This is a genomic window from Corynebacterium ihumii, from assembly GCF_028609825.1.
GTDB classification, from domain to species: domain Bacteria; phylum Actinomycetota; class Actinomycetes; order Mycobacteriales; family Mycobacteriaceae; genus Corynebacterium; species Corynebacterium afermentans.
Map to the genome: position 1 here is coordinate 42,997 of NZ_CP063190.1, position 21,653 is coordinate 64,649.

The following is a 21,653-nucleotide window of genomic DNA, read 5'->3' on the forward strand; positions in this document are numbered from 1 at the left end:
TCTACGGGCGGAAGTATTCGGTGCTGGGGTGCGCCACCGAATCCGTGAACTCCGGCTGGTTGGCGCTGGCCTGCGGCTGGTCCTCGCCGCCGATGATGCGGACCTCAATGCTGGAATGGCCCAGCGTGATCACGTCGCCGTCCGCGAGCATCCAGTTTTCCACCGGCTCGTCGTTGACCGTGGTGCCGTTGGTGGACTGCAGATCCACCAGCACCGCCACCTGGCCGTCCCAGGTGATCTCCGCGTGCTGGCGCGACACACCGGTATCCGGCAGGCGGAAATCCGAGTCGTTGGAGCGGCCCAGAATGTTGGAGCCCTCGTGGACCAGGTAGGTGCGCGACGAGCCGTCTTGAAGCAGCAGGCTCACCGTGGCCGCATCGGTGTCGGCAGCGGCCTGCGGCTGGTTGGCGTTAGGTTCGGACATTGCATCCTCCTTCAATTGCGAGCGCGAGGCCTTGCGCTTCTTCGGCTCCGCCACAATGGCGTCGAAGCCGCTGACCACATCCGGCATGGTGTCGATATATGAGGACACCCGGAGCTGGCCAGTGCGCAGACCCGACTCCTCCGCGATACGCACAACAACAGGGCCGTCGAGGAACCACTGCTTGTTACGCACGTAGCGCATGAGTTGATCGGCGAGGTCCACAGGAAGATCGCGGTTTTGCGACAAGTTCTCCAAATCCTTCGAAGACACACCCACCGCGTACACGTTCGGGGCGACGTACTCGTCCCTGTCCGTGACCACCAGCGAGTCCTGGGCTTCCTGCTTGACCAGCTCCTCAACCTCTTCAGGCACGACCTTGCCGCCGAAGAGCGCCGCCATAGAGTTATCCAGGCCGCGCTGCAGGGAACTATCCAGCTTTGCCAGCTTGTCCATCACTGCCATTTCCTGTGCACCTCCTTTCTTCACATCAGAATTTAAGTAACTCGGACAGTATAGGTGGCCACCCCGACACGACCTATACGCGCAGCGTGTCTCGCGTGTTGATCCACCGGGTAGAAATGCACCATGCGCTGGCGATTTGTGATTTTTGTGAGCTCCGTTCTATATTTATCAAGTCGCCCGCCCGGGTGGCGGAATTGGCAGACGCGCTGGCTTCAGGTGCCAGTGTTCGCAAGAACGTGGGGGTTCAAGTCCCCCCCCGGGCACAATGTGTTGTCTCGAGACATCGTTCCTACGGTGTCTCGAGATTTTTTGTTTTTGGCGTGACCCGGGGTGGGTAGGTAGTGGGGCTCCGGCAGTTTTGTAGCTAAATCATGACTTGTTGGACGGGAACCTTGATCGCTCCGGATGCTGTGGGGTGTTCTGTGTACCAGAAAAGGACGGCGCGCTGACTCACCTCGCATTCGTAAAAACCTGTCAATTCATTGTGGAAGAGCCGTTTCCTGTTAGACAGTTGAACGACTGGGAGCTCTGTAATAGTCTTTGTAATGTTCGCTGCACTGTGCCGTTTTGTGCCCTGAAATGGGAGCTTTGGCTCGGGCGGGGAAGCGATGGCCGGGAAGTACGCAAAATTCTGGCCCTCGTCATACACGCGGGTTGTTTCGGCAACCTTGACATTTAGGAGACACCTTGACAGTGATACCCAAGAGGATGCGGGCGTTCCTGCAGCATCCCCTTGCGCTGCTCATGGCACTGGCGTTGGCGGCGGCAATGGTCGTTGTCGCGCCGGTGACAGGGCAAACGTGGTTACCAGCCGCGCAGGCGCAAGAGACAAATAGCGAGTCAGCCGAAGGTGGTGCTGGCGAAGTCAGTAAAGCGGGGTCGTCAGTTTCAGACGGGGGCCTGACGCTCACCGTCGATCCGATCACGCCAGACACGGTACCGGCTGGTGGCGGTGAGGCACGCCTCGTGTACAAAGTGGAGAACACAACTGAAGACGACGTCTTCAGGCTCGACACCACGGCCAACGACATCTGTGGTTCGAATGTTTCTTCTTCCGGTTTGGAGCACACGAAATACCTTTACCCAGGTCAGGCAGTTACGTTCGCGTGTAGCGGGTGGGTGACGTGGTCGAAACCGGCAAACGTGTCTGTCACCTTCACCAAACTGGACGACCAGATTGAGAATCCCACGACGGTGACGTTGGAAGAGACCGACACCCGTGTTGTGGTCGAGGACAACACCAACGACGGTCAGGTGGAGCCGAAGTGCAACCGTCAGTACTTCTCGACGGGGTACGAAAATGCCATGTACTACAGAGTATCCAACGTCATTGGATACTTTGACCCCGAAACGGGTGCACCAGCGGAGAAACAATGGAATTTTCCAATGGTTGTAACAAATGGAGAGAACTGGGGAGACGGATCGCCGGCACTTGCGATCGACCCAACGAACCCGGACATCGCGTATGCCGCTCTGCGAGAAGCCAACCGATATAGCTCAGTCCTAATAAAGATCAACCTGAAAAACAACAATGCACGGGTTGTCGGGCGTAGTCTGCAAGGGAAACAATCTCTCGGTAGTGACCCGCTTAGAACAAATCGCCTCGCAATGGATCGTTACGGGACGTTATGGTCCTTGGCGACGGACGGTCATCTTTGGGCAATTAGCTCGGACGAGCTGTCGAAGTCTAGTTCGGATGTAGTAGATTTGGGGGAACCGGGCGACGACGTGCGCATTTACGTTGGCGAGTCCGACTACAAGAGCATAGAGGCCGAGGATTACGGTCTGCTTACTGCCTCGATTAGGTTGCCCGACGGTACTGAAGATCCAGATCGCTTGGCGGTCGCTGATACGCGAAATGCCAAGCAGCTGCATTATGGCGATATCGCCTTCGATGGTAATGGTAATCTTTGGGCGATTTTGGCTTCTGGCGTCTCCAGCCAGCAGGGACATTCTCTGGAATCCTCTCTGGTCACCGTTTCCCGCGAGGAACTATCGTCAGGTGGTTCGAACGGTATTTCTGGCCGATATGTTGGCGAGAAGCGGGATAACATGGGCTCGGGTGGCCTCGAGAGCGGAGGGTATTATGGTATCTCCTTCGGTGAGGATGAATCCGGCCGATCAATCCTGTACGCGAATAGTGCGATCCCGAATCAGGATGCCAATAGTCAGTCATCCAGTTTTTACGAATTGGATGAGAGCACCGGCGAAGCCGCCGCCATCGATGACAACATCCCAGAGTTGACTATCTACGATCTAGCTTCGTGTGCCCAACCTCAGGGCGATCTCGCTATTGAGAAGACGGTGAAGCTGCTTAAGTCCGAGAAGGGTGTCTCTGAGCTTGAGTACACCGTCACTGTGCGGAATACGGGTAACGTGACCGCTACAGCGGTGACATTCCACGATGAGCTGGATGCTGAATCGGTAACGTATGTTCCAGAATCGACGACGTTGAACGGGCACGACGTGCCGGACGAGGACGGTGTCTTCCCATATCAGGAGGTCCGTTACATCAACGGCGCCACGGTTGAGGGCAACGAGCTTGCTGACGACGTGGATCTGTTCCGTGGTGTGATTCCGCCGAACGATCAGGCGACGGTGACTTTCCGTGTCACGGCCGAGAAACAAGATAAGGTTTGTAACCAGGGTCGTGTGGCGAGCCTGTCTGTACAAGACGGCATTTTGTCTGACGATCCATCGGTGATGGGCCGTGAACCTACAGTTGACCCGACGTGTATTGAACTGTCTGATCCGAATATCACAATCGACAAGATCGGACACCCAGATCCGATCGATCTGACGACTGCCCAGCGCTATGGCGACGAAACGTTCGAACTGCCGTACACCATTCGGGTGACTAACGACGGCGATGTTGCTGGCGAGTACCCGCCGATCCGTGACCTTCCGGAGAACTACAAGGGCTTCAAGATCGTCGGTATGGAATACGGTCAGTTGAATGCGCGAGGTGAGGCGAAGACTGACGAAAATGGAGAGCGTCTCTACGCTTCTGCCAATAACTTCGGTACTGAAAAAGAACCAGAGTTCCGAGTCCCGAGTGGCGTAATCGTTAATGGCAAGACCATTGAGATTCCGATTCGTTTGATCGTATCCGCGAAGGATGTCGCTGAAGACTTCGATTGGTCTCAGTTTGGTGAGTGTCGTGAAGGTGGCACTTCCGATGGTGCGTCTAAGGGCTTCATCAACACTGTGGTCAAGCCTTCTGTTCCAGGTTCTGAGGAATCCCGAGATACCGCATGTGACGAAATTCGCGTGCCGCAATTCTCGGTGAAGAAGGAAGCTAACGGTGCCAAACCAGAGCTGACCTGGGATGCTGGTGAGAATGCCTTTGTGTTTACCCGCACCTATAAAGTCACCGTGACCAATACAGGCGAGATCGAGGCTACTTCCTCGAAGGTGTTCGACAAGCCGATCTTGGGTGAGGGCACCGAGCTCACTGAGCTGAAGGTTAACGGCACGAGTGTCAAAGCAGGTGAGGATGGCCGCTACCTGATCTCTGACGGCGTTGTGCTCGAGGCAGGCAAGACCCAGGACTTCACTGTTGTGCTGTCGGGCACGATGACTGCAGATGCAGCCGCGAAGCTGCCGGCGGACAACTCCGGCGTATGTGAGGCGCTCGACCCGTCGAAACCCACTGCTGTGAAGGGCATTGTGAACACGGTGTCCATGCGGGGTGATAGCGACGACGAGGGCGATAGAAACAACATCGTGTGTGATCCGGTTCCGTGGAAGGACCCGAAGTTTGTCATCGATAAGCAAGCTCAGGAAGGTGACGTTGTTGTCACCTGGGATGAAGAGCAGGGCAAGTTCACGTTCAAGCGTGAGTACTCCATCACCGTAAAGAACAACGGCGTCGCACCGGGCAATTCCGGTGTGGTTTATGATCAGCCGGCTCTGCGTGAAGGTCTTGAGATCGCGTCGTTTACCACAGATGGTGGTGAAGCTCTCACCGCCGATGATGAGGGTCGTTATGTTCTGTCTAAGGGTGTCGACCTAGCGCCGGGTGGCAAGCAGGTCTTCAAGGTGTCTATTGCTGGCACTGTGACCCGCGATGTGGTCGAAGCACTGCCCGCGACGGAAGATCAGTGCAAGGCTGCTAATAACGAACCGTCTGCGGCAACAGGCTTGGTCAACATCGCCATGCTTGGCGACGGCACCGGCGAGGGCGAAAAGGACATCGAGTGCAATCCGGTTAAGAACCCGGAGACTCAGTTCGCAGTGGAGAAGGAATCTGCAGATGACACGCCTGTGGAGCTTGAGTGGGATCAGGATGCGAATGCGTATGCGTTTACCCGGTCCTACAACGTCACTGTGACGAATCAGGGTGATGTCAAGGGTACGTCTGCTGCTATTTACGATGAGCCGCAGTCCGACGGTGGTGTCACCATTGCCGAGGTCAAGGTTGACGGCGAAGCTGTCGAGGCTGACGAGGTCACTGGTGGTTACCTGGTGAGCGAGGGTGTTGAGCTCGATGCCAAGAAGACGAAGTCGTTCGAGGTTACGATCTCGGGCACGATGTCCTCTGAGCGTGTTGAGCAAATCATCGCCAACGAGGCAGAACAGTGTCTTGTCACGGCGCCGGGTGCATCTGCATTTGGTCAGGGCCTGGTCAACGTGGTGCGTATGGATGGCGACTCCGATGAGGAAGGCGAATCCAACAACATCGCGTGTGATCCGGTGACCCCGCCGACGCCGGGTCTCGATATTACGAAGCTGGTCAACGATCAGGACGCCGATATCGCTGCAAACGCCCCGGTGGTTGCGCCTGGTGAGGACATGACGATCACCTACCGTGTGAAGAACACGGGCACGATGCTGCTGCGTGACGTCAAGATCACCGACGTGGTCACCCAGGCGAAGGATGACGAAGCCAAGGGTGCACTGCAGCAGGCTATCGATGCTGAGCTGGCAAAGCTTGAGGCTGTGGACATTGCGCCGGGTACCGTCGCAGAGTTCACGATCACGGTGCCGGCTGCTGCTGGTGGCCACGAGAACGAGGCTCGTCCGACGGTGCCGCCGGTGACTGTTCCGGGTACCACTCGTCCGGGTACGACTGTGCCGGGTACGACGAATGAGACCACGACGGTTCCGGGCACCACTGATCCGGGCACGACGGTTCCGGGTACCGAGATCACGGTGACCACTCCGTCTGATCCGGGTCGTGCGAATGATCCGCAGATTGCGATCGTTAAGTCGATTAATGGTCAGGATGCGAACGATGTTGCTGATGCTCCGGTCGTTGCTCCTGGCGAGGACATGGAAATCACCTACACGGTGACGAACACTGGCAACGTGGCACTCGAGGGTGTGCACGTTGTTGATGAGGTCACTGAGGGTGCTGCCAAGGATGAGCTCCAGCAGGCGATTGACGCTGAGTTGGAGAAGCTGGATGCAGTTGATCTCGAGCCGGGTGAGTCGAAGGACTTCACGGTGACGGTGAAGGCAACGAAGGGTGGTCACGTCGATGTGGCTCGTCCGACGGTGCCGCCGGTGACTGTTCCGGGCACCACTCGACCGGGTACCACGGTTCCGGGTACGACCGAGTCGGGTACGACTGTGCCGGGCACTACTGATCCGGGCACGACGGTTCCGGGTACTGAGGTTACGGTGACGACGCCGTCTGATCCGGGTCGTGTGAACGATCCTCGTATTGAGATCAATAAGACGATTAATGGTCAGGATGCGAACCATGCTGCTGATGCTCCGGTGATTGCTCCTGGTGAGGACATGACGATTACCTACACGCTGACCAATACGGGCAACGTGGATTTCACAGGTGTGCATGTTCTTGATCAGGTCACTGAGGGTGCTGCGAAGGATGAGTTGCAGCAGGCGATTAACGCTGAGCTGAAGAAGCTCAAGGCTGTTGATTTGGCTGCTGGTACGGCGGCTGAGTTCACGGTGAAGGTGAAGGCAACGAAGGGTGGCCACGAGAACGAGGCTCGTCCGACGGTGCCGCCGGTGACTGTTCCGGGTACCACTCGTCCGGGTACGACTGTGCCGGGTACGACGAATGAGACCACGACGGTTCCGGGCACCACTGATCCGGGCACGACGGTTCCGGGTACCGAGATCACGGTGACCACTCCGTCTGATCCGGGTCGTGTGAATGATCCGCAGGTTGCGATTACGAAGTTGATTAATGGTGAGGATGCGAATGAGCCGGAGTCTGCTGTGACTGTGGCTGCTGGTGCGCCGATGACGATTTCGTATGTGGTGTCGAATCCGGGCAATGTGGATCTCACAGGTGTCAACGTCGTCGATGTGGTCGAGGGCGAGGACAATGCTGATCTGCAGGCGGATATTGATGAAGCACTGAAGGGTGTTGAGCCGTTTGATTTGGCTGCTGGTGAGTCGACCACGGTGACTGTTGAGGTGGATGCTCCGGAGGGTGCGCATAAGAATGTGGCGCGTCCGACGGTGCCGCCGGTGACGATTCCGGGTACCACGGTGCCGGACTCCACGGTTCCGGGCACGACCGTGCCGGGTACGACGAATGAGACCACGACGGATCCGGGTACGACCAAGCCGGGCACGACTGTGCCGGGCACGACGGTGTCTTCGACTGTGGTGACGGTGACGACTCCGACTGATCCGGGTCACTCCACGCCGGAGCCGAAGGCTGGTCTTGAGGTGAAGAAGTACATCAACGGCCGTGACGCTGACTCGCTTGATGATGCTGCGGCGATTGTTCCGGGTGATGACATGGTTATTACGTACCGTGTCGTTAATACGGGCAATGTTGACTACTTCGGTTTGGCGCTTGCTGATACTGTGACCCAGTCGCCGGAGGGTGCACTGGGCGAGGCGATTGCCGAGCAGCTTGATGAGCAGGTCGGTACGTTTGATTTGCCGGCTGGTCAGGGCCGTGAGTTCACCGTTACTGTGACAGCTGAGGAAGGCACCCACGAAAACGAGGTTGTTGTCGAGGTGCCGTCGACGGTGCCGGGCACGACCAATGAGACGACGACGAATCCGGGGACGACGAATCCGGTGCCGTCGACGGTGCCGTCCGATAAGGGCGGTTCGAAGGATTACGCACTTCGGATCAAGAAGTTTGTTGACGGGTTTGATGCTGAAGCGTCTGGTGATGCCAGCGCGACAGTGGTTCCGACGGTGACGCCGGGTGCGGACATGGTGATTCGTTACGTGGTGGAAAACACCGGTAACACGCCGTTGTCTGGTGTGCGCATTGTTGATGAGGTTGAAGGCGACTCCGAGGTTGCTGGGAAGTTGCAGCAAGATATTGAGGCTGCGCTTGCAGACAAGACCGTTGACCTTGAGCCGAAGACGTCGACTGAGGTTGAGGTAACTGTGCCGGCTCCGGCTGAGGCGCATGTGAACTTCGCTCACCCGGTGGCAGTTACTACTGTGCCGGAAGTGACCATCCCTGCAACGACGCTGCCGGGTACCACGATTCCGGAGACTGTGGTGTCTTCGACTGTGGTGACGGTGACTGCGCCGAAGGATCGTGGTGCGTCGACGCCGACGGTTGATACTCCGGTGCCGGAGCCGACGCCTGAGCCGAATCCGCAACTGGAGATTGTCAAGACGATCAACGGCAAGGACGCTGACTTTGCTGCTGATGCTCCGGTGGTTGCTCCTGGTGAGGACATGAACATCGTCTACACGGTGACCAATACGGGCAACGTGGATTTCACAGGTGTGCATGTTCTTGATCAGGTCACTGAGGGTGCTGCGAAGGATGAGTTGCAGCAGGCGATTAACGCTGAGCTGAAGAAGCTCAAGGCTGTTGATTTGGCTGTTGGTACTGCTGCTGAGTTCAAGGTGACGGTGCCGGCTGTTGCTGGTGGTCACGTGAATGTGGCGCGTCCGACGGTGCCGGTGTCGGTGCCGGGTACGACGGTGCCGGGCACCACGGTGCCGGGTACGACTGAGTCGGGGACGACGAAGCCGGGGACGACTGAGCCGGGTACGACTGTGCCGGGTACGACGCAGCAGGTGCCGTCGACAACACCGACTGATTCTGGTCGTGTGAATGATCCGCAGGTTGCGATTACGAAGTTGATTAATGGTGAGGATGCGAATGAGCCGGAGTCTGCTGTGACTGTGGCTGCTGGTGCGCCGATGACGATTTCGTATGTGGTGTCGAATCCGGGCAATGTGGATCTCACAGGTGTCAACGTCGTCGATGTGGTCGAGGGCGAGGACAATGCTGATCTGCAGGCGGATATTGATGAAGCACTGAAGGGTGTTGAGCCGTTTGATTTGGCTGCTGGTGAGTCGACCACGGTGACTGTTGAGGTGGATGCTCCGGAGGGTGCGCATAAGAATGTGGCGCGTCCGACGGTGCCGCCGGTGACGATTCCGGGTACCACGGTGCCGGACTCCACGGTTCCGGGCACGACCGTGCCGGGTACGACGAATGAGACCACGACGGATCCGGGTACGACCAAGCCGGGCACGACTGTGCCGGGCACGACGGTGTCTTCGACTGTGGTGACGGTGACGACTCCGACTGATCCGGGTCACTCCACGCCGGAGCCGAAGGCTGGTCTTGAGGTGAAGAAGTACATCAACGGCCGTGACGACAATGCGCTTGTCACTGCTGGTGAGGATATGGAGATCACCTACCGTGTCACCAACACTGGTGAGACCACCATTGACGGCATCCGTTTGCTGGATGAGGTCAAGGAGGACAACGCTGATCTGCAGCAGCAGATTGATGCGCAGCTGGGCAAGCAGCCGTCGTTCGGTTTGGCTCCGGGTGAGTCCCGTGATGTCACGGTGACGGTGAAGGCGCCGGTTGGCCGCCACGACAATGTTGTGCGTGTGACTGTGCCGCCGGTGACGGTTCCGGGTACGACCGAGCCAGGGACGACGGTTCCGGGTACGACTGATCCGAACACTACGGTTCCGGGTACTACGGTTCCGGGTACTACCAATCCGGGCACGACTGTTACCTTGACGTCGACTCCGTCGGATGATGCTTCGTCTGATTCGCCGCAGCTTGCGATTGTCAAGGAGATCAAGGGCGTTGACGAGGATGAGGATGCGTGGCGCGATGCCGAGGAGGCGCACGATGCGCTGCCGGTGAAGCCGGGTGCAGATATGCAGCTGCGCTACACGGTGACCAACACTGGTTCGGTGGCGTTGGCTGGTATCGACGTAGTTGATTCGGTGACTCGCCTCGATGATGGTGATGCGGATGAGTTCGCGGCGCTGATCAATGAGGCCCTTGAGGGTGAAGGTCGCGGGTTTGCGCTCGCACCTGGTGAGTCGAAGGCAATTGTCATTACGGTGGCGGCGCCGGAGGGTTACCACGTCAATGAGGCGATTGCGACGGCTCCGCCGGTCACGGCCACGGAGACGGTTGTGACGTCGGTTCCGGGTACTACGGATGCGACGACGACGGTGCCGGGCACCGTCACCACTGAGACCACGGTGGTTGAGCGTGTGCCGAACACCCCGGTTGATAAGGCGCAGTCCACTCCGACGGTTGATCCGACGCCGTGTGACTGCACGGTTGAGACCACGACGATTACCCCGTCGCCGGTGACGGTGACGCGTACGACGCCGGTGACGACGGTGCAGACGATCACTCCGGAGCCGAGCACTGTGGTGACTACGGTTACGGGTCCGACTGCGACGACGACACCGAAGGTGCCGGGTCAGGTTGTTGTGGTTGTCGACGAGGACGACAAGGCAGTCACGACTGTGTCGCCGACGCCGACTGACGGCTACGTCCCGGAGGTCACGCACACGGCGACGTACACGCTGCCGCCGGTGACGACGGTGACGGTGACGGATACGCCGGTGACGTCGACGACCAAGACCAGTGTGATCAACAAGTGCGTGGCGAACGCTGTTCGCTCGCCGTTGCTGTACATGGTGCCGCTGGCCTTGGCTGGTCAGGTGTTGGGTGATGCGGCTGCGCCGTATGTTGCCCAGATCAATGACCGGTTCAACCAGATCTCCAATGAGATTCAGGAAGAGATCCGCCGCAATACCCCGGATCTTGGGTTCGGTCGCCGAGGCCACGAAAATGAGCAGGTGGCGCAGCTGCGTGCTCGTCTGGATGAGGCGAATCGTCAACTGGGTCAGCTGATGAATAGGCCGGAGGTCCGTGAGTACGGCAAGTGGGCTGCGGTTGCACTTGGTGTGGTTGTGGCAGGCTCTGTGCTCTACGACTGGTGCACCAATGAAGAGGGTGAGGCGTTTACCGCGATTGGTCCGAAGAAGACCACCACCATCGACGATGTGCGCGTTGGCGGCTCGTCGTTGCTGGGACGCGGTGGGGTAGCCACCTCGGTTGCCCCAGTGACGCAGACCACGGAGGGTGAGACCACCGACGGAGACGTTGAGGCTGATGCCGGTTCGGCCGACAGCTCCTCAACCGGACTGTTGGATGGTTCCTCCGACGGTTCCTCTGAGGGGTCCTCGGACGGTTCGTCTGAAGGCTCGTCTGGGTCCTCGAAGTAACCCACCAATCAGGTAAACCCCGGCAGTTCAATCGCGAACTGCCGGGGTTTCCCCATGCTCGGTGCTGCTCTCGTTGGCGTGGGCACACTGGGGAGGACTCCCCCAACTAAACACAGCCCGCGGCGTTAGGGTGGGGGCGTGTTTATGGAACGTGAGATCGTCGTAAGGCAAACGAAGGCCCTGGGCCGCGACACATTCGCGATCGAGGGCCCGGGCGGGGAGCTGTTGGGCACGGCCAGGCAGACGCTGAAGATGAGCGACCTGGTCAAGGCCTCGCGCGGGGTGGAGGTCTTCGACGCGGCGGGCAGGCACGTGCTGAGCATCGAGGACCCGGTGAACTTCATCCGCGACAAGTACGTCGTGCACCAGGTCAACCCGCCGCTAGAGCTCGCGCGGTTGACACAGCGGTTCGCGTGGATCGGCGTGAAGTTCGACGTGGAGGTTGCGGGTTTCCCGGACGTGCAGATCCAGGGCCAGGCGTTCCAGCTGAACTACACGCTGACCAGCCAGGGCCGCCCGCTCGCGCGCGTGGACGCTGAATACTCCGGCATGGGGCGGATGCTCATGGGTAAGACGAGCTACCGGGTGCGCATCGAGCCTGGCCTGGACGAGCGCCAGCATGCGGCGGTAATCGGCATCGCGCTAGCGATCGATATGAGGCGCGCGAAGATGCGCAAACAGTCGGGGTAGTGGGGTTTGGCAGGTAGAGGCGGGCGGCCGAGGTTATAACGTCGCAGTCCCATCAGCTCCCGGCACTAGCGGTAACATCTGTCCATGACTAAAGCGCAGCGCTGGGGATTTTTCGCGGTGGTTTCACTCGGGTTGCTCATGATCGGCCTGGACAATTCAATCCTCTACACCGCGCTGCCGGCGCTGGAGCACAGCTATGACGCCACCCCGGAGCAGGGCCTGTGGATCATTAACGCGTACCCGCTGGTGCTCTCCGGCCTGCTGCTGGGCACGGGCGCGCTGGGCGACAGGGTGGGCCACCGCCTGATGTTTATCGTGGGGCTGGGCATTTTCGGCCTGGCCTCCCTGGGTGCGGCGTTCGCGCCCGGGCCGCTGGAGCTGATCCTGGCACGTGGGATGCTTGGCATGGGCGCGGCGGTGATGATGCCGGCCACGCTCGCGCTGATCCGCCTGACGTTTCCAGACGAGCGGGAGCGCAACACAGCCATCGGCATCTGGGGCTCGGTGGCGGTAGCGGGCGGCGCGCTCGGCCCGGTGGTCGGCGGCGCGCTGATCCAGCATTTCTGGGTCGGGTCAGTCTTCCTCATCAACGTGCCTATCGTGGTCGTCGCGCTAGTGCTCACCGTCGCGCTCGCGCCGGAAAACCTGCCCAACCGAAACAAACAGTGGGACGTGGTCTCCTCGTTCTACGCCTTGGTCGCGTTGTCGGGCCTGACCATGGCCATCAAGCAGGCCGCCCACAGCCCCGCCACCGCTCTCGCCGCCCTCGCCGCTGCCGCTGTCGGTGCATGGTTGTTCGTGCGCCGTCAGCACCGCCTCGCGGACCCGCTGCTGACCTTCGACATCTTCCGCTCCCGTCTGTTCACCGGCGGCGTCCTCGCAGCGGCTGGCGGCATGTTCGTCCTTGCTGGTTCCGAATTGATGACCACGCAGAAGCTGCAGCTTGTCGACGCACTTACGCCGCTTACCGCCGGCGCCACCGTCGCCGTGATGGCCCTGTCCGCCATCCCGGCCTCCGTCCTCGGCGGGGCATACCTGCACAAGGTCGGCTTCCTGCCGCTAATCGCGGGTGGGTTCTTCGGGGCGGTAGTGGGGGCGGTGGCGTTGGCGACCGGATGGACGTCGATAGGCATGGTGCTTTTGGGGCTGTCCGCGGGCTCGGTGATGAGTGTCTCCTCGATCGCGATCATCGGGTCCGCCCCGATGCACCGCTCCGGGATGGCCGCGGGTGTGGAGGAGGTGTCCTACGAGCTGGGTACGCTGATTACCGTGGCGCTGACGGGGTCGCTGCTGCAGGCGGCGCTGGACCGCGGGGTAGAGTACACGGACGCTTACAACGGGGTGATCGGTGTGCTGGCCGCGGGCTCCGTGTGTTTTGCTGTGGCCACCTGGTGGTGTTTCCGCGACAACCCGAAGTCTGGAGGAGTCGATGCCTGACATGAACCCCCGCGCGTGGCACCGCAAAGCCTCGCGCCCGGTGAGTATCTGGATGGCGGTGTTCATCCTCATCGGTCTTGCGCACCCGTTCATCCCGGACGGGTCGTGGCTGCTCATCCACATTTTCACGCTGGGGATTTTGACCAACTCGATCCTGTTGTGGTCCCAAAACCTCACCGAGCGCTTCTTGGGGCAGAAGCTTGACCGCGCCTCACGGCCCGCCCAACTTACCCGCACCTACCTCCTCAACGCCGCCATCATCGCCGTGCTGGTGGGGCAGCTTGTCCGGTGGTACTGGCTGGTGTGGGTTGGTGCTGTGGTGGTGGCAGTCGTGCTGGCCTGGCACGCGGCGGTGCTGGCGCGCCAGGTGCGCACGGCACCGCGCCGACATGCCGGGGTTGTAGGCTTTGTCGCTTCCGCATGCTGCCTGCCGGTGGGGGCTATGTTTGGCGCGGCGCTATCCGCGGGGCTGCCGGGGCAGTGGCATTCCGCGGTACGCCAGGCGCACATGTTCACCAACGTGGGCGGCTTCGTGGGATTTGCGGCGATGGGCGCACTGAGCGTCCTGTTCCCGGCGATGTGGCGCACCCGCGGCCAGGACCGCGTCGGCGTGGCGCTCGCGCTCGCCGGCATTGGTGTTGCCGTGGCGGTGGCGGGCTCGCTGCTGCGCCTGCCCGTGGTGGTGGGCGCGGGCACCGTGGTGATCCTGGCCGGCTGGGTGTGGCTCTACCAGGGGTTCGTGGCCAGCGCGCTGACGGTGCTCAAGGATCCGCGCGACCGTGTGACCTACCCGGCGCTGTCCGCGCTGTTCGCGGTGACCTGGCTCATCGGCGGGCTGACCTGGTACGCGGTGCGCCTGTTCGGCCGAGCCGGCGAGATCCCCACACTGCCGCTGCTGCTCGGCTTTGCGGGCCAGCTGCTCATTGGCACCATGAGCTACCTCATGCCCACCACCATGGGCGGCGGGCCGGCGGCGGTGAAGGCGGGTTTGCGCGAGCTCAACCGGGGCGCCTACCTGCGCGCCGGCCTGTTCAACGCGTCGCTTTTAGCCTGGCTCGTGGTGGGCAATTCCTACGTGCGGATCGTGCTGTCGTTTGTTGCGTTCGGTGTGCTAGTGGCGTTCATCCCGCTTTTGACCCGCGCGGTGAAGGCGCAGGTGGCGGTGATTAGATCACGTCGACCTTAAACGTCATCCCCATCGTCTTGTGCCCGGCGATGGTGCACCACCCGCGGGTGTCCTTGTTGAACTCCCCGAAGTAGGTAGTGCTGGCCTCGCCGGGGGAGAGCCGGCCGGAGTTGGCCTCCCCGATTTTCAGGTCGTGTTCCTTCTCGCCGTCGTTGACGAGGTTGACCACTAGCTTAGTGCCGCGCGGGACCTCGATCCGGTCGGGAATGTAGCGCATGCGCTCAATGCGCACGTCGGCGGTGACGACGTCGTCGCCGGTGGGCAGTTCGTCGTCCTCGGACTGCGTTATCACCGCCGTAGCGGCGGCAGCCGCGACACCTGCGGCGACAACCGTCCACGCTGCAGCATCTACCGCACGTATCATCGGGTCAGCTCCTCCCAAAACCAAGTTGTCCAACATCTCAGGTTGGAATATAATATGAATTTACCAACAAGACACTTCCAGGAGAACGCGTATGGAACGCGCTCACGCGCCCCGTCCCGCCGGTGATTTGCTCAACGCGGTCGGCCACCTCAGCCTAAAGCAGCTCGAGGTGTTTCACGTGATCCAGGAAAACCCGGGCGGCATCCAGGTCGCCGAGATGGGCGAAGCCCTCGGCATGCACCCGAACACCGTGCGCGGCCACCTAGAGGAGCTCCTGTCCGCGGGAGTGGTCTCCCGCCGTGTCGCCCCCGGCACCGGCCGCGGCCGCCCCTCGCACGTCTACACCGCCCGCGTGGCGCGCACGAACCTGGCCTCACACTCCATGATTGCCTTGGTGGAGGTGCTGGCCAACACCCTGGCCGACCAGGACACCGTCAGCGCGAAGCGTCTCGGCCGCCAGTGGGCCGAGCGGGTGAACACCCGCCGCCACGAAAACCTGCGGGTGGACCTGGACACCGCGGAGCGCCACACTTGCCAGACCCTGCGCGAGATGGGCTTCGACCCGGCGCCGCGCCCAGACGCCGCCAGCGCCAAGGTGCGCGAGATCGGCCTCAACGCCTGCCCCTTCATTGCCGAAGAGGGTACCCGCCCCGCCCCGGTGGTCTGCGCGCTGCACGAGGGCTTTTTGGACCGGGGCGCCGGCGACGTGGAGGTGCAGCTTATCCCGCACGACCGCCCCGGCCAGTGCGGCACCCGCTTGACCAAACGGGAGGTTTAGGCCACCAGCCAGTCGTTCGGGCTGAACAGCTCGTAGTACACGTTGGCGGGGGCCTTCTCGGCGGGCAGCTGCTTCAGGTCCTCGCGCAGCGACTGGAGGAAGCCGGTGCCGCCGCAGAGGTACACGTCCGCGCCGGCGACGTCGAGCGCGCCCACGTCGACGCGCTCAGCGTCGCCGCGGAAGTAGGTCTGCAGCGACCCATCCTTCAGCTCATCCACCAGCTCGCGGGTTTCCTGCGCCTGTGCCCAGGATTCCGCGGAGTCGTCGGAATGCACGTACGTCACCCGGCGCGGGTCACCGCTTTGCGCCAGGTGGCGGAGGATGCCGGTCAACGGAGTGGAACCGATGCCGGAGGAGATCAGCAAGACTGGGCGCTCGCCCGGCTGCAGCACCAGGTCACCGGCGGCCAGTGTCACGTCCACGGCATCGCCGACATTGACACGCTCCATCAGAAACGTGGAGACCTCGCCGTCTTTCTGCACCGCGATGCGGTAGCGCGCCGGGCTGCCTTCGATGATGGAGTACTGGCGCAGCTGACGTGCGCCGTCGTCAAGCTTGACGCCAATAGACGTGTACTGGCCCGGCTTCGGCTGCGTAAAGTCGCCCTCCACGGTGAACGCGGTCACGGTGCTCGAAAGTTCGGTCTTTTCCACCACCGTGCCGCGGCGGAACACGTCGCCATCGGCGACCCCGTCGGAGGCGTAGAGATCCTTCTCGGCCTTGATCAGCACGTCTGCCATGAGCCAGTACACCGCGCTCCACGCCTCCGCCACCTCGGGCGTGACGGCGTCTCCGAGCACCTCTGCGATCGCGGCCATCAAGTTCTCGTACACGATCTGGTACTGCGGCTCGGTCACGCCGAGGGAGACGTGCTTGTGCGCGATGCGGTTGAGCATGACCACCGGGTCGGGCGCGGAGTCGTCCACAAGATGCGAGGCGAACTTCACCACCGACGCCGCAAGCGCCTTCTGCTGCGCCTGCTGCTTCTGGTTGCCGCGGTTGAACAGGTCGGAGATGAGCTCGGGGTGGGCCGCGAACATCTTGGAGTAGAAGGTGTTCGCAATGGTCTGGATGTTCTCGCCCACCGGTTGGAGCGTCGCCTTGACGGTGCCGGCGTGCTCCTGGGAGAGGTGTGCGTGCGTTGAATCTGGGAGTGTGTCATTGTACATAAACACGATTATATCCGTTTTAAATTCCTTCGCAGGGTGGGCCTCTACACTTGCTCTATGCTCTCGCCAGTCAACGACCACCTCCAGGCCATCGTGGACCGCGTCCGCGACCAAGACAGCGGCGAACTCGCCGACTACATAGACGTGCTCAAAAACGCCGATCCGAACAAGCTCGCGCTGGCCATGTGCACCACGGACGGCCACCTCTACGCCATCGGCGATGCGGACTATGAATTTTCCATCCAGTCCATCTCCAAACCCTTCGTCTACGCACTCGCGCTAGACATGTACGGCCCGGACGAGGTGCACCAGCACGTGGGTGTGGAGCCGTCCGGCGAGGCGTTCAACGCACTTTCGCTTGACGACGACGGCCGCCCCGCCAACCCCCTCATCAACGCCGGCGCCATCACGGTCAACCAACTCATCGGCGGCCCCGACATTCCGGTGGAGCAGCGCAGCGAGAAGCTGCGCGACTACTTCTCCCGCCTGGCCGGCCGCGAGCTGACCATGGACCAGCGCGTGCTCGACTCCGAGCTGGAAAGCGCCGAGCGCAACAAGGCGTTCGCGCATATGCTTCGCGACGGCGGCATGATCACCGACGACGCCCACGACGCCGTGGCCAGCTACATCGCCCAGTGTGCAGTGCTGGTCACCGTCGGCGACCTCGCCACCATGGCCGCCACCCTCGCCAACGGCGGCACCCAACCCGTCACCGGTGAGAAAATCCTCTCCGCCGAAGCGGCGCGCCTCGCCCAGGCTGTCATGGTTTCCGCGGGCATGTACGACGCCTCCGGCCAGTGGATGGTCAACGTGGGCATCCCCGCCAAATCCGGTGTGGCCGGCGGCTTGATCGGCACACTGCCCGGGCAGCTCGGGATCGCGTCGCTCAGCCCGCGGCTGAACAAGCAGGGCAACTCCGTGCGCGGCGTGAAAATCTTCCGCGAACTATCCAGCTCACTGGGCCTGAACCTGCTGTCCTCCAACTTCTACCTCGCGCCGGGCATCAAGTCCGTGGAGCGCCGCGAGGGCGCCGACATCGTGGAACTGCAAGGCATGATCAACTTCACCGCCGCCGAGAAGATCTTGCGCGGGCTGGCGCAGCGCCGCCTCCACGGCGAGAAACTGATCTTCGACGTCTCCGGTGTGACCGGCTTCAACAAAGCCGGCCGCGACCTGATCAAAGACGGGCTGATGAAGTACAAAGACGACGGTTGCGAGGTGGCCATCTACGACCCAGACCACACCCTGTCCGACTGGACGTTTGCCGACGGCACCACCGCCCAAGCCATCCGCGACTTCACCGCCTCCTTCTCCGTGCCCGCCACCCGCGAGGAGGTCTACCGCGCGATCACCAAACCCAACAGCTGGTGGGACCAGAAGGTCGAGGGCGAGGCCGGCGTGAAAGGCGGCGAGTTCCACGCCGAGGAGGGCGACTTCTCCGTGCAAGAAGCCGACGACGGCAAACGCGTGGTCTGGAACGTCGAACCCACCGAAGGCGAGTGGGACGACACTTCGCTCATCTTCGACATCGAGGAAGAAGAGGGCAAAACCAAGGTCAATTTCACCCACCGCGGTATCCGCCCGCACGACCGCGGGTACGAGGAAATTGCCAAGACCTGGAAGGACCGCATTGCCAAGGGCCTGCAGCCTCTGATCAACCGGGAGGAAAATTCGTAGCGTTCACGACGGAAAATTAGTAGTGTAGGGCGCTATGAGTTACCTTCCGCGAGCCGTCGACGCCCAACTTGACCAGCTCATTTCGCACGCTGCGGCAATTGCGCTGGAAGGGCCTAAAGCAGTAGGAAAAACCGAAACCGCACGTCGCCGCGCCTCCACCGTTATGCGGCTGGATACGCAGGAGGGCGCCGGTGTGCTCGCCGCCGACCCCACGTTCAGCGCAGAAAAATCCGGCACAATCCTCATCGATGAGTGGCAACGCCACCCCGAGTCCTGGGACTATGTGCGCCGCGCTGTCGACGAGGGTGCCGCACCCGGCCGTTTCCTCCTCACCGGGTCAGCCACACCGGCGGCGGGCACGGACACACACAGTGGGGCCGGTCGAATCCTGTCCTTACGAATGCGGCCGTTGGCGCTGTTTGAACGGGCGGGGGCGGAGCCGTCGATAAGCATGGGCGAGCTGTTCCAGGGCGGGGCAGCAATCGCAGGTGAGACCGACAAAACGCTCAAGTACTACATCGACGCCATCGCATCCGGCGGCTTCCCCGGGTTCTATGAGGCGCCCCCGGCGCTGCGCAACCAGCAGCTCGACTCGTACCTTGCACGCGTGGTGGACCGTGACCTGCCGGAGCAGGGCTACACCGCGCGCAACCCGGCGGCGCTGATGAACTGGCTGGCGGCGTACGCGGCGGCGAGCTCGACCACCACGAGCTACCAGGAGATCCTCGATGCCGCGACGCCCGGGGAGTCCAACAAGCCCGCCAAAACCACAACCATGGTGTATCGCGAGAAACTCGCCGAGGTGTGGATGCTGGACCCGGTGCCGGCGTGGGACATGCGGCGGTCCCCGTTCGCGGGCCTGGCAAAGGCACCGAAGCACCAGCTCGCGGATCCCGCGTTTGTGCTCCGGCTTTTGGACATTCCCGCTACGAAGCTGACCGGCCGGTTCAACTACCTGCTTGGCCCGCTCTTCGAGTCCCTGGCCACGTTGTCGGTGCGGGTGGCGGCGCAGGCGACCTTCGGCAACGTCGGCCATTTCCGCACCGTGAAGGGCGACCGTGAAGTGGACCTGATCGCGCAGGATCAAGACGGCGCCATCGTGGCGTTTGAGGTCAAACTCGCCGCGAACATCAGTGACGACGACGTGAAGCACCTGCTGTGGCTGCGGAAGAAGTTGCCCGACGATGTGGTCGACACCGTCATTCTCACCACCGGCACCCGCGCCTACCGACGCCCGGATGGTGTCGCGGTCGTGCCCTTGGCGTTGCTCGGTGCGTAGGCTCGAGCCCATGCTGGACCGAACAATCTGGTGGCATGTCTACCCGCTGGCCGCCCTCGGCGCACCGATCCGCGAGGAACACGATTCGGCCCCTCGCCTCCGCGCCCTCGAGCCGTGGCTGGACTACCTGGTGGAACTCGGCTGCAACGGGCTGCTGCTCGGACCCATCTTCGCCTCCACCACCCACGGCTACGACACCCTCGACCACTTCCGCATCGACCCCCGCCTCGGCGATGAGGAGGACTTCGCCTGGCTTATCGACGAATGCCGTGCCCGCGGCATCCACATCATGTTGGACGGAGTGTTCAACCACGTCGCCCGCACGCACCCGTGGGTTGAGCAGGGCCTCGCCGGCGACACGGACTGGGAGGGCCACGGCGAGCTGGCCACCCTGCACCATGGGGACGATGCTGTGCGCGATGCCGTGGCGGAGATCATGCTGCACTGGCTGCGCCGCGGCATCGCAGGCTGGCGCCTTGACGTCGCGTACGCCGTGCCCGCCGACTTCTGGGCCGACGTGCTCGCGCGCGTACGTAAAGAGTTCCCCGACGCGATGTTTTTGGGGGAGGTCATCCACGGGGACTACTCGTCGATAGGCAAGGCTGGCTCCCTGGACGCCGTGACCCAGTACGAGCTGTGGAAGGCGACCTGGTCCTCGCTTGTGGACGCGAACTTCTGGGAGCTCGCCCACGCACTCGAGCGGCATCCAACCGACATCCTGCCCAACACGTTCGTGGGCAACCACGACGTGGACCGCATCGCCTCCACCGTCGGCGAGGACAAGGCGGTGCTGGCCGCTGCCGTGTTACTGACGGTGCCCGGCATGCCGTCCATTTACTACGGCGACGAGCAGGGCTTTACCGGCGTGCGCGGTGAAAGCTGGTCCGCCGACGACGCCGTGCGCCCCGCTCTGCCCGCTTCACCCGCAGATTTGTCCCCGCTCGGCGGCTGGTTGTTCACCGAGTACCAGCGGCTGATCGGGGTGCGCCGCCGCAACGCGTGGCTCACCCGCGCGTCGGTGGAGGTGCTGGACAAGACCAACGAGACCATCTCGTTCCGGGCCTTCGACGGCGAGCACTCCCTGCAGACGGACCTCTGGCTCACGCGCGCCCCCGGCGTGCGGGTGCACTCAGGCGGCGACGAGCTTTACAGCTGGATGTTGAAGTAAGCCAGGATCTGCGCCAGCGCCTGCTGAATGATCTTGATGATGTCCGGCAGCTGCAGCGTGACCACATTCGCCACCGGCACCTCAACGGTGGGCACGCCGGCCGGCGCGAGGTTGATCAGCTGCGGGCTGACGTTCAGGTTCTGGGGGTTCTGGGTCTGCTGCTGCTTCGGTTGGGCTTGCTGAGGCTGCTGCTGGGGCTGCTTCGGCTGGGTGTTCTGCTGGTTGCTCTGGTTGCTCTGCTTCGGCTGAGCCGGCTTTGCACCGCCCTTGAGGCCGCAGCGGTTCGCGGCTTCGTCGACACGCGAGAGTGCGTCGAGGATCTGCGGGCCGCGACGGTCGAACGCGGCGACCGCCCGGGCCTGGCGGACTTTCTGCTGGTAGTCGGCGTCGTTGGTCCAGTAGCGGGAGGCCTGGTCGCAGGAGATCGGGCCGGACGGCATCTTGGCCAGGGCGTCGTCGATGGCGTCGGCGCCGGCGGTCGGCGCGAGTGCGACGGTGCCGGCGAGGGTGGCGGTCATTGCAAGGGTGCGGATCTTCATGCAGGCCAGTATGTCACGG

The 21,653-nt window shown here is 62.0% G+C and carries 12 protein-coding genes, 1 tRNA gene and 1 pseudogene; 10 read left to right on the top strand and 4 right to left on the bottom strand.

Translation table 11 applies throughout. The features are described 5' to 3' along the window. Window position 1: 1 nt before the first annotated feature. Window positions 2-886: a DUF3662 and FHA domain-containing protein gene (locus tag CIHUM_RS00190; protein ID WP_034996766.1), complete on the bottom strand. Its 885-nt coding sequence runs from the start codon at window positions 884-886 to the stop codon at window positions 2-4. Window positions 887-1,065: 179 nt separating this feature from the next. Between CIHUM_RS00190 and CIHUM_RS00195 the strand changes: the two genes are divergently transcribed. From CIHUM_RS00195 to CIHUM_RS00215, 5 genes are all read left to right on the top strand, one after another. Then, window positions 1,066-1,149: transfer RNA gene (locus CIHUM_RS00195), tRNA-Leu, on the top strand. Between the two features lie 1,927 nt (window positions 1,150-3,076). Beyond that, the gene (locus CIHUM_RS00200) at window positions 3,077-11,347 is read left to right on the top strand and encodes a DUF7507 domain-containing protein (RefSeq protein ID WP_273680221.1); all 8,271 of its coding nucleotides are present in this window, start codon (window positions 3,077-3,079) and stop codon (window positions 11,345-11,347) included. A gap of 144 nt (window positions 11,348-11,491) precedes the next feature. Continuing rightward, window positions 11,492-12,037 (top strand): LURP-one-related family protein, encoded by a 546-nt coding sequence (locus CIHUM_RS00205; protein ID WP_034997730.1) that lies wholly within the window; start codon window positions 11,492-11,494, stop codon window positions 12,035-12,037. Window positions 12,038-12,121: 84 nt separating this feature from the next. Then, a complete protein-coding gene (locus CIHUM_RS00210) occupies window positions 12,122-13,474 on the top strand; it encodes an MFS transporter (RefSeq protein ID WP_034996778.1) in 1,353 nt (450 codons plus the stop codon). A gap of 1 nt (window position 13,475) precedes the next feature. Further along, window positions 13,476-14,660 carry a hypothetical protein gene (locus tag CIHUM_RS00215; protein ID WP_051106200.1) on the top strand — a complete coding sequence of 395 codons (1,185 nt, stop codon included), beginning with the start codon at window positions 13,476-13,478 and terminating at the stop codon, window positions 14,658-14,660. On the opposite strand, the gene CIHUM_RS00220 is transcribed toward CIHUM_RS00215, so the two are convergent. After that, a complete protein-coding gene (locus tag CIHUM_RS00220; RefSeq protein WP_034996780.1) occupies window positions 14,641-15,024 on the bottom strand; it encodes a cupredoxin domain-containing protein in 384 nt (127 codons plus the stop codon). The two genes, CIHUM_RS00215 and CIHUM_RS00220, sit on opposite strands and share 20 nt — an antisense overlap. A gap of 91 nt (window positions 15,025-15,115) precedes the next feature. On the opposite strand from CIHUM_RS00220, the gene CIHUM_RS00225 reads away from it, so the two are divergent. Then, window positions 15,116-15,802 (top strand): helix-turn-helix transcriptional regulator, encoded by a 687-nt coding sequence (locus CIHUM_RS00225; protein ID WP_051106202.1) that lies wholly within the window; start codon window positions 15,116-15,118, stop codon window positions 15,800-15,802. Here CIHUM_RS00225 and CIHUM_RS00230 read toward each other — a convergent pair. Then, the gene (locus tag CIHUM_RS00230) at window positions 15,799-16,971 is read right to left on the bottom strand and encodes a globin domain-containing protein (RefSeq protein WP_034996781.1); all 1,173 of its coding nucleotides are present in this window, start codon (window positions 16,969-16,971) and stop codon (window positions 15,799-15,801) included. The two genes, CIHUM_RS00225 and CIHUM_RS00230, sit on opposite strands and share 4 nt — an antisense overlap. A gap of 57 nt (window positions 16,972-17,028) precedes the next feature. Here CIHUM_RS00230 and CIHUM_RS00235 point away from each other — a divergent pair. The 4 genes and pseudogenes from CIHUM_RS00235 to CIHUM_RS00245 form a co-directional block, all read left to right on the top strand. After that, window positions 17,029-18,267: pseudogene (locus CIHUM_RS00235) on the top strand (glutaminase); the annotation flags it as partial. A gap of 18 nt (window positions 18,268-18,285) precedes the next feature. Further along, window positions 18,286-18,648, top strand: a complete 363-nt coding sequence (locus CIHUM_RS11010) for an SRPBCC family protein (protein WP_316244759.1) — start codon at window positions 18,286-18,288, stop codon at window positions 18,646-18,648. A 34-nt stretch (window positions 18,649-18,682) separates the two neighbouring features. Next, on the top strand, window positions 18,683-19,927 hold the full coding sequence (locus CIHUM_RS00240) for an ATP-binding protein (protein WP_034996784.1): 1,245 nt from the start codon (window positions 18,683-18,685) through the stop codon (window positions 19,925-19,927). Window positions 19,928-19,937: 10 nt separating this feature from the next. Next, window positions 19,938-21,095: an alpha-amylase family protein gene (locus CIHUM_RS00245; protein WP_034996786.1), complete on the top strand. Its 1,158-nt coding sequence runs from the start codon at window positions 19,938-19,940 to the stop codon at window positions 21,093-21,095. On the opposite strand, the gene CIHUM_RS00250 is transcribed toward CIHUM_RS00245, so the two are convergent. Next, window positions 21,074-21,634 (bottom strand): hypothetical protein, encoded by a 561-nt coding sequence (locus CIHUM_RS00250; protein WP_034997735.1) that lies wholly within the window; start codon window positions 21,632-21,634, stop codon window positions 21,074-21,076. The genes CIHUM_RS00245 and CIHUM_RS00250 overlap by 22 nt on opposite strands. Window positions 21,635-21,653: the final 19 nt, after the last annotated feature.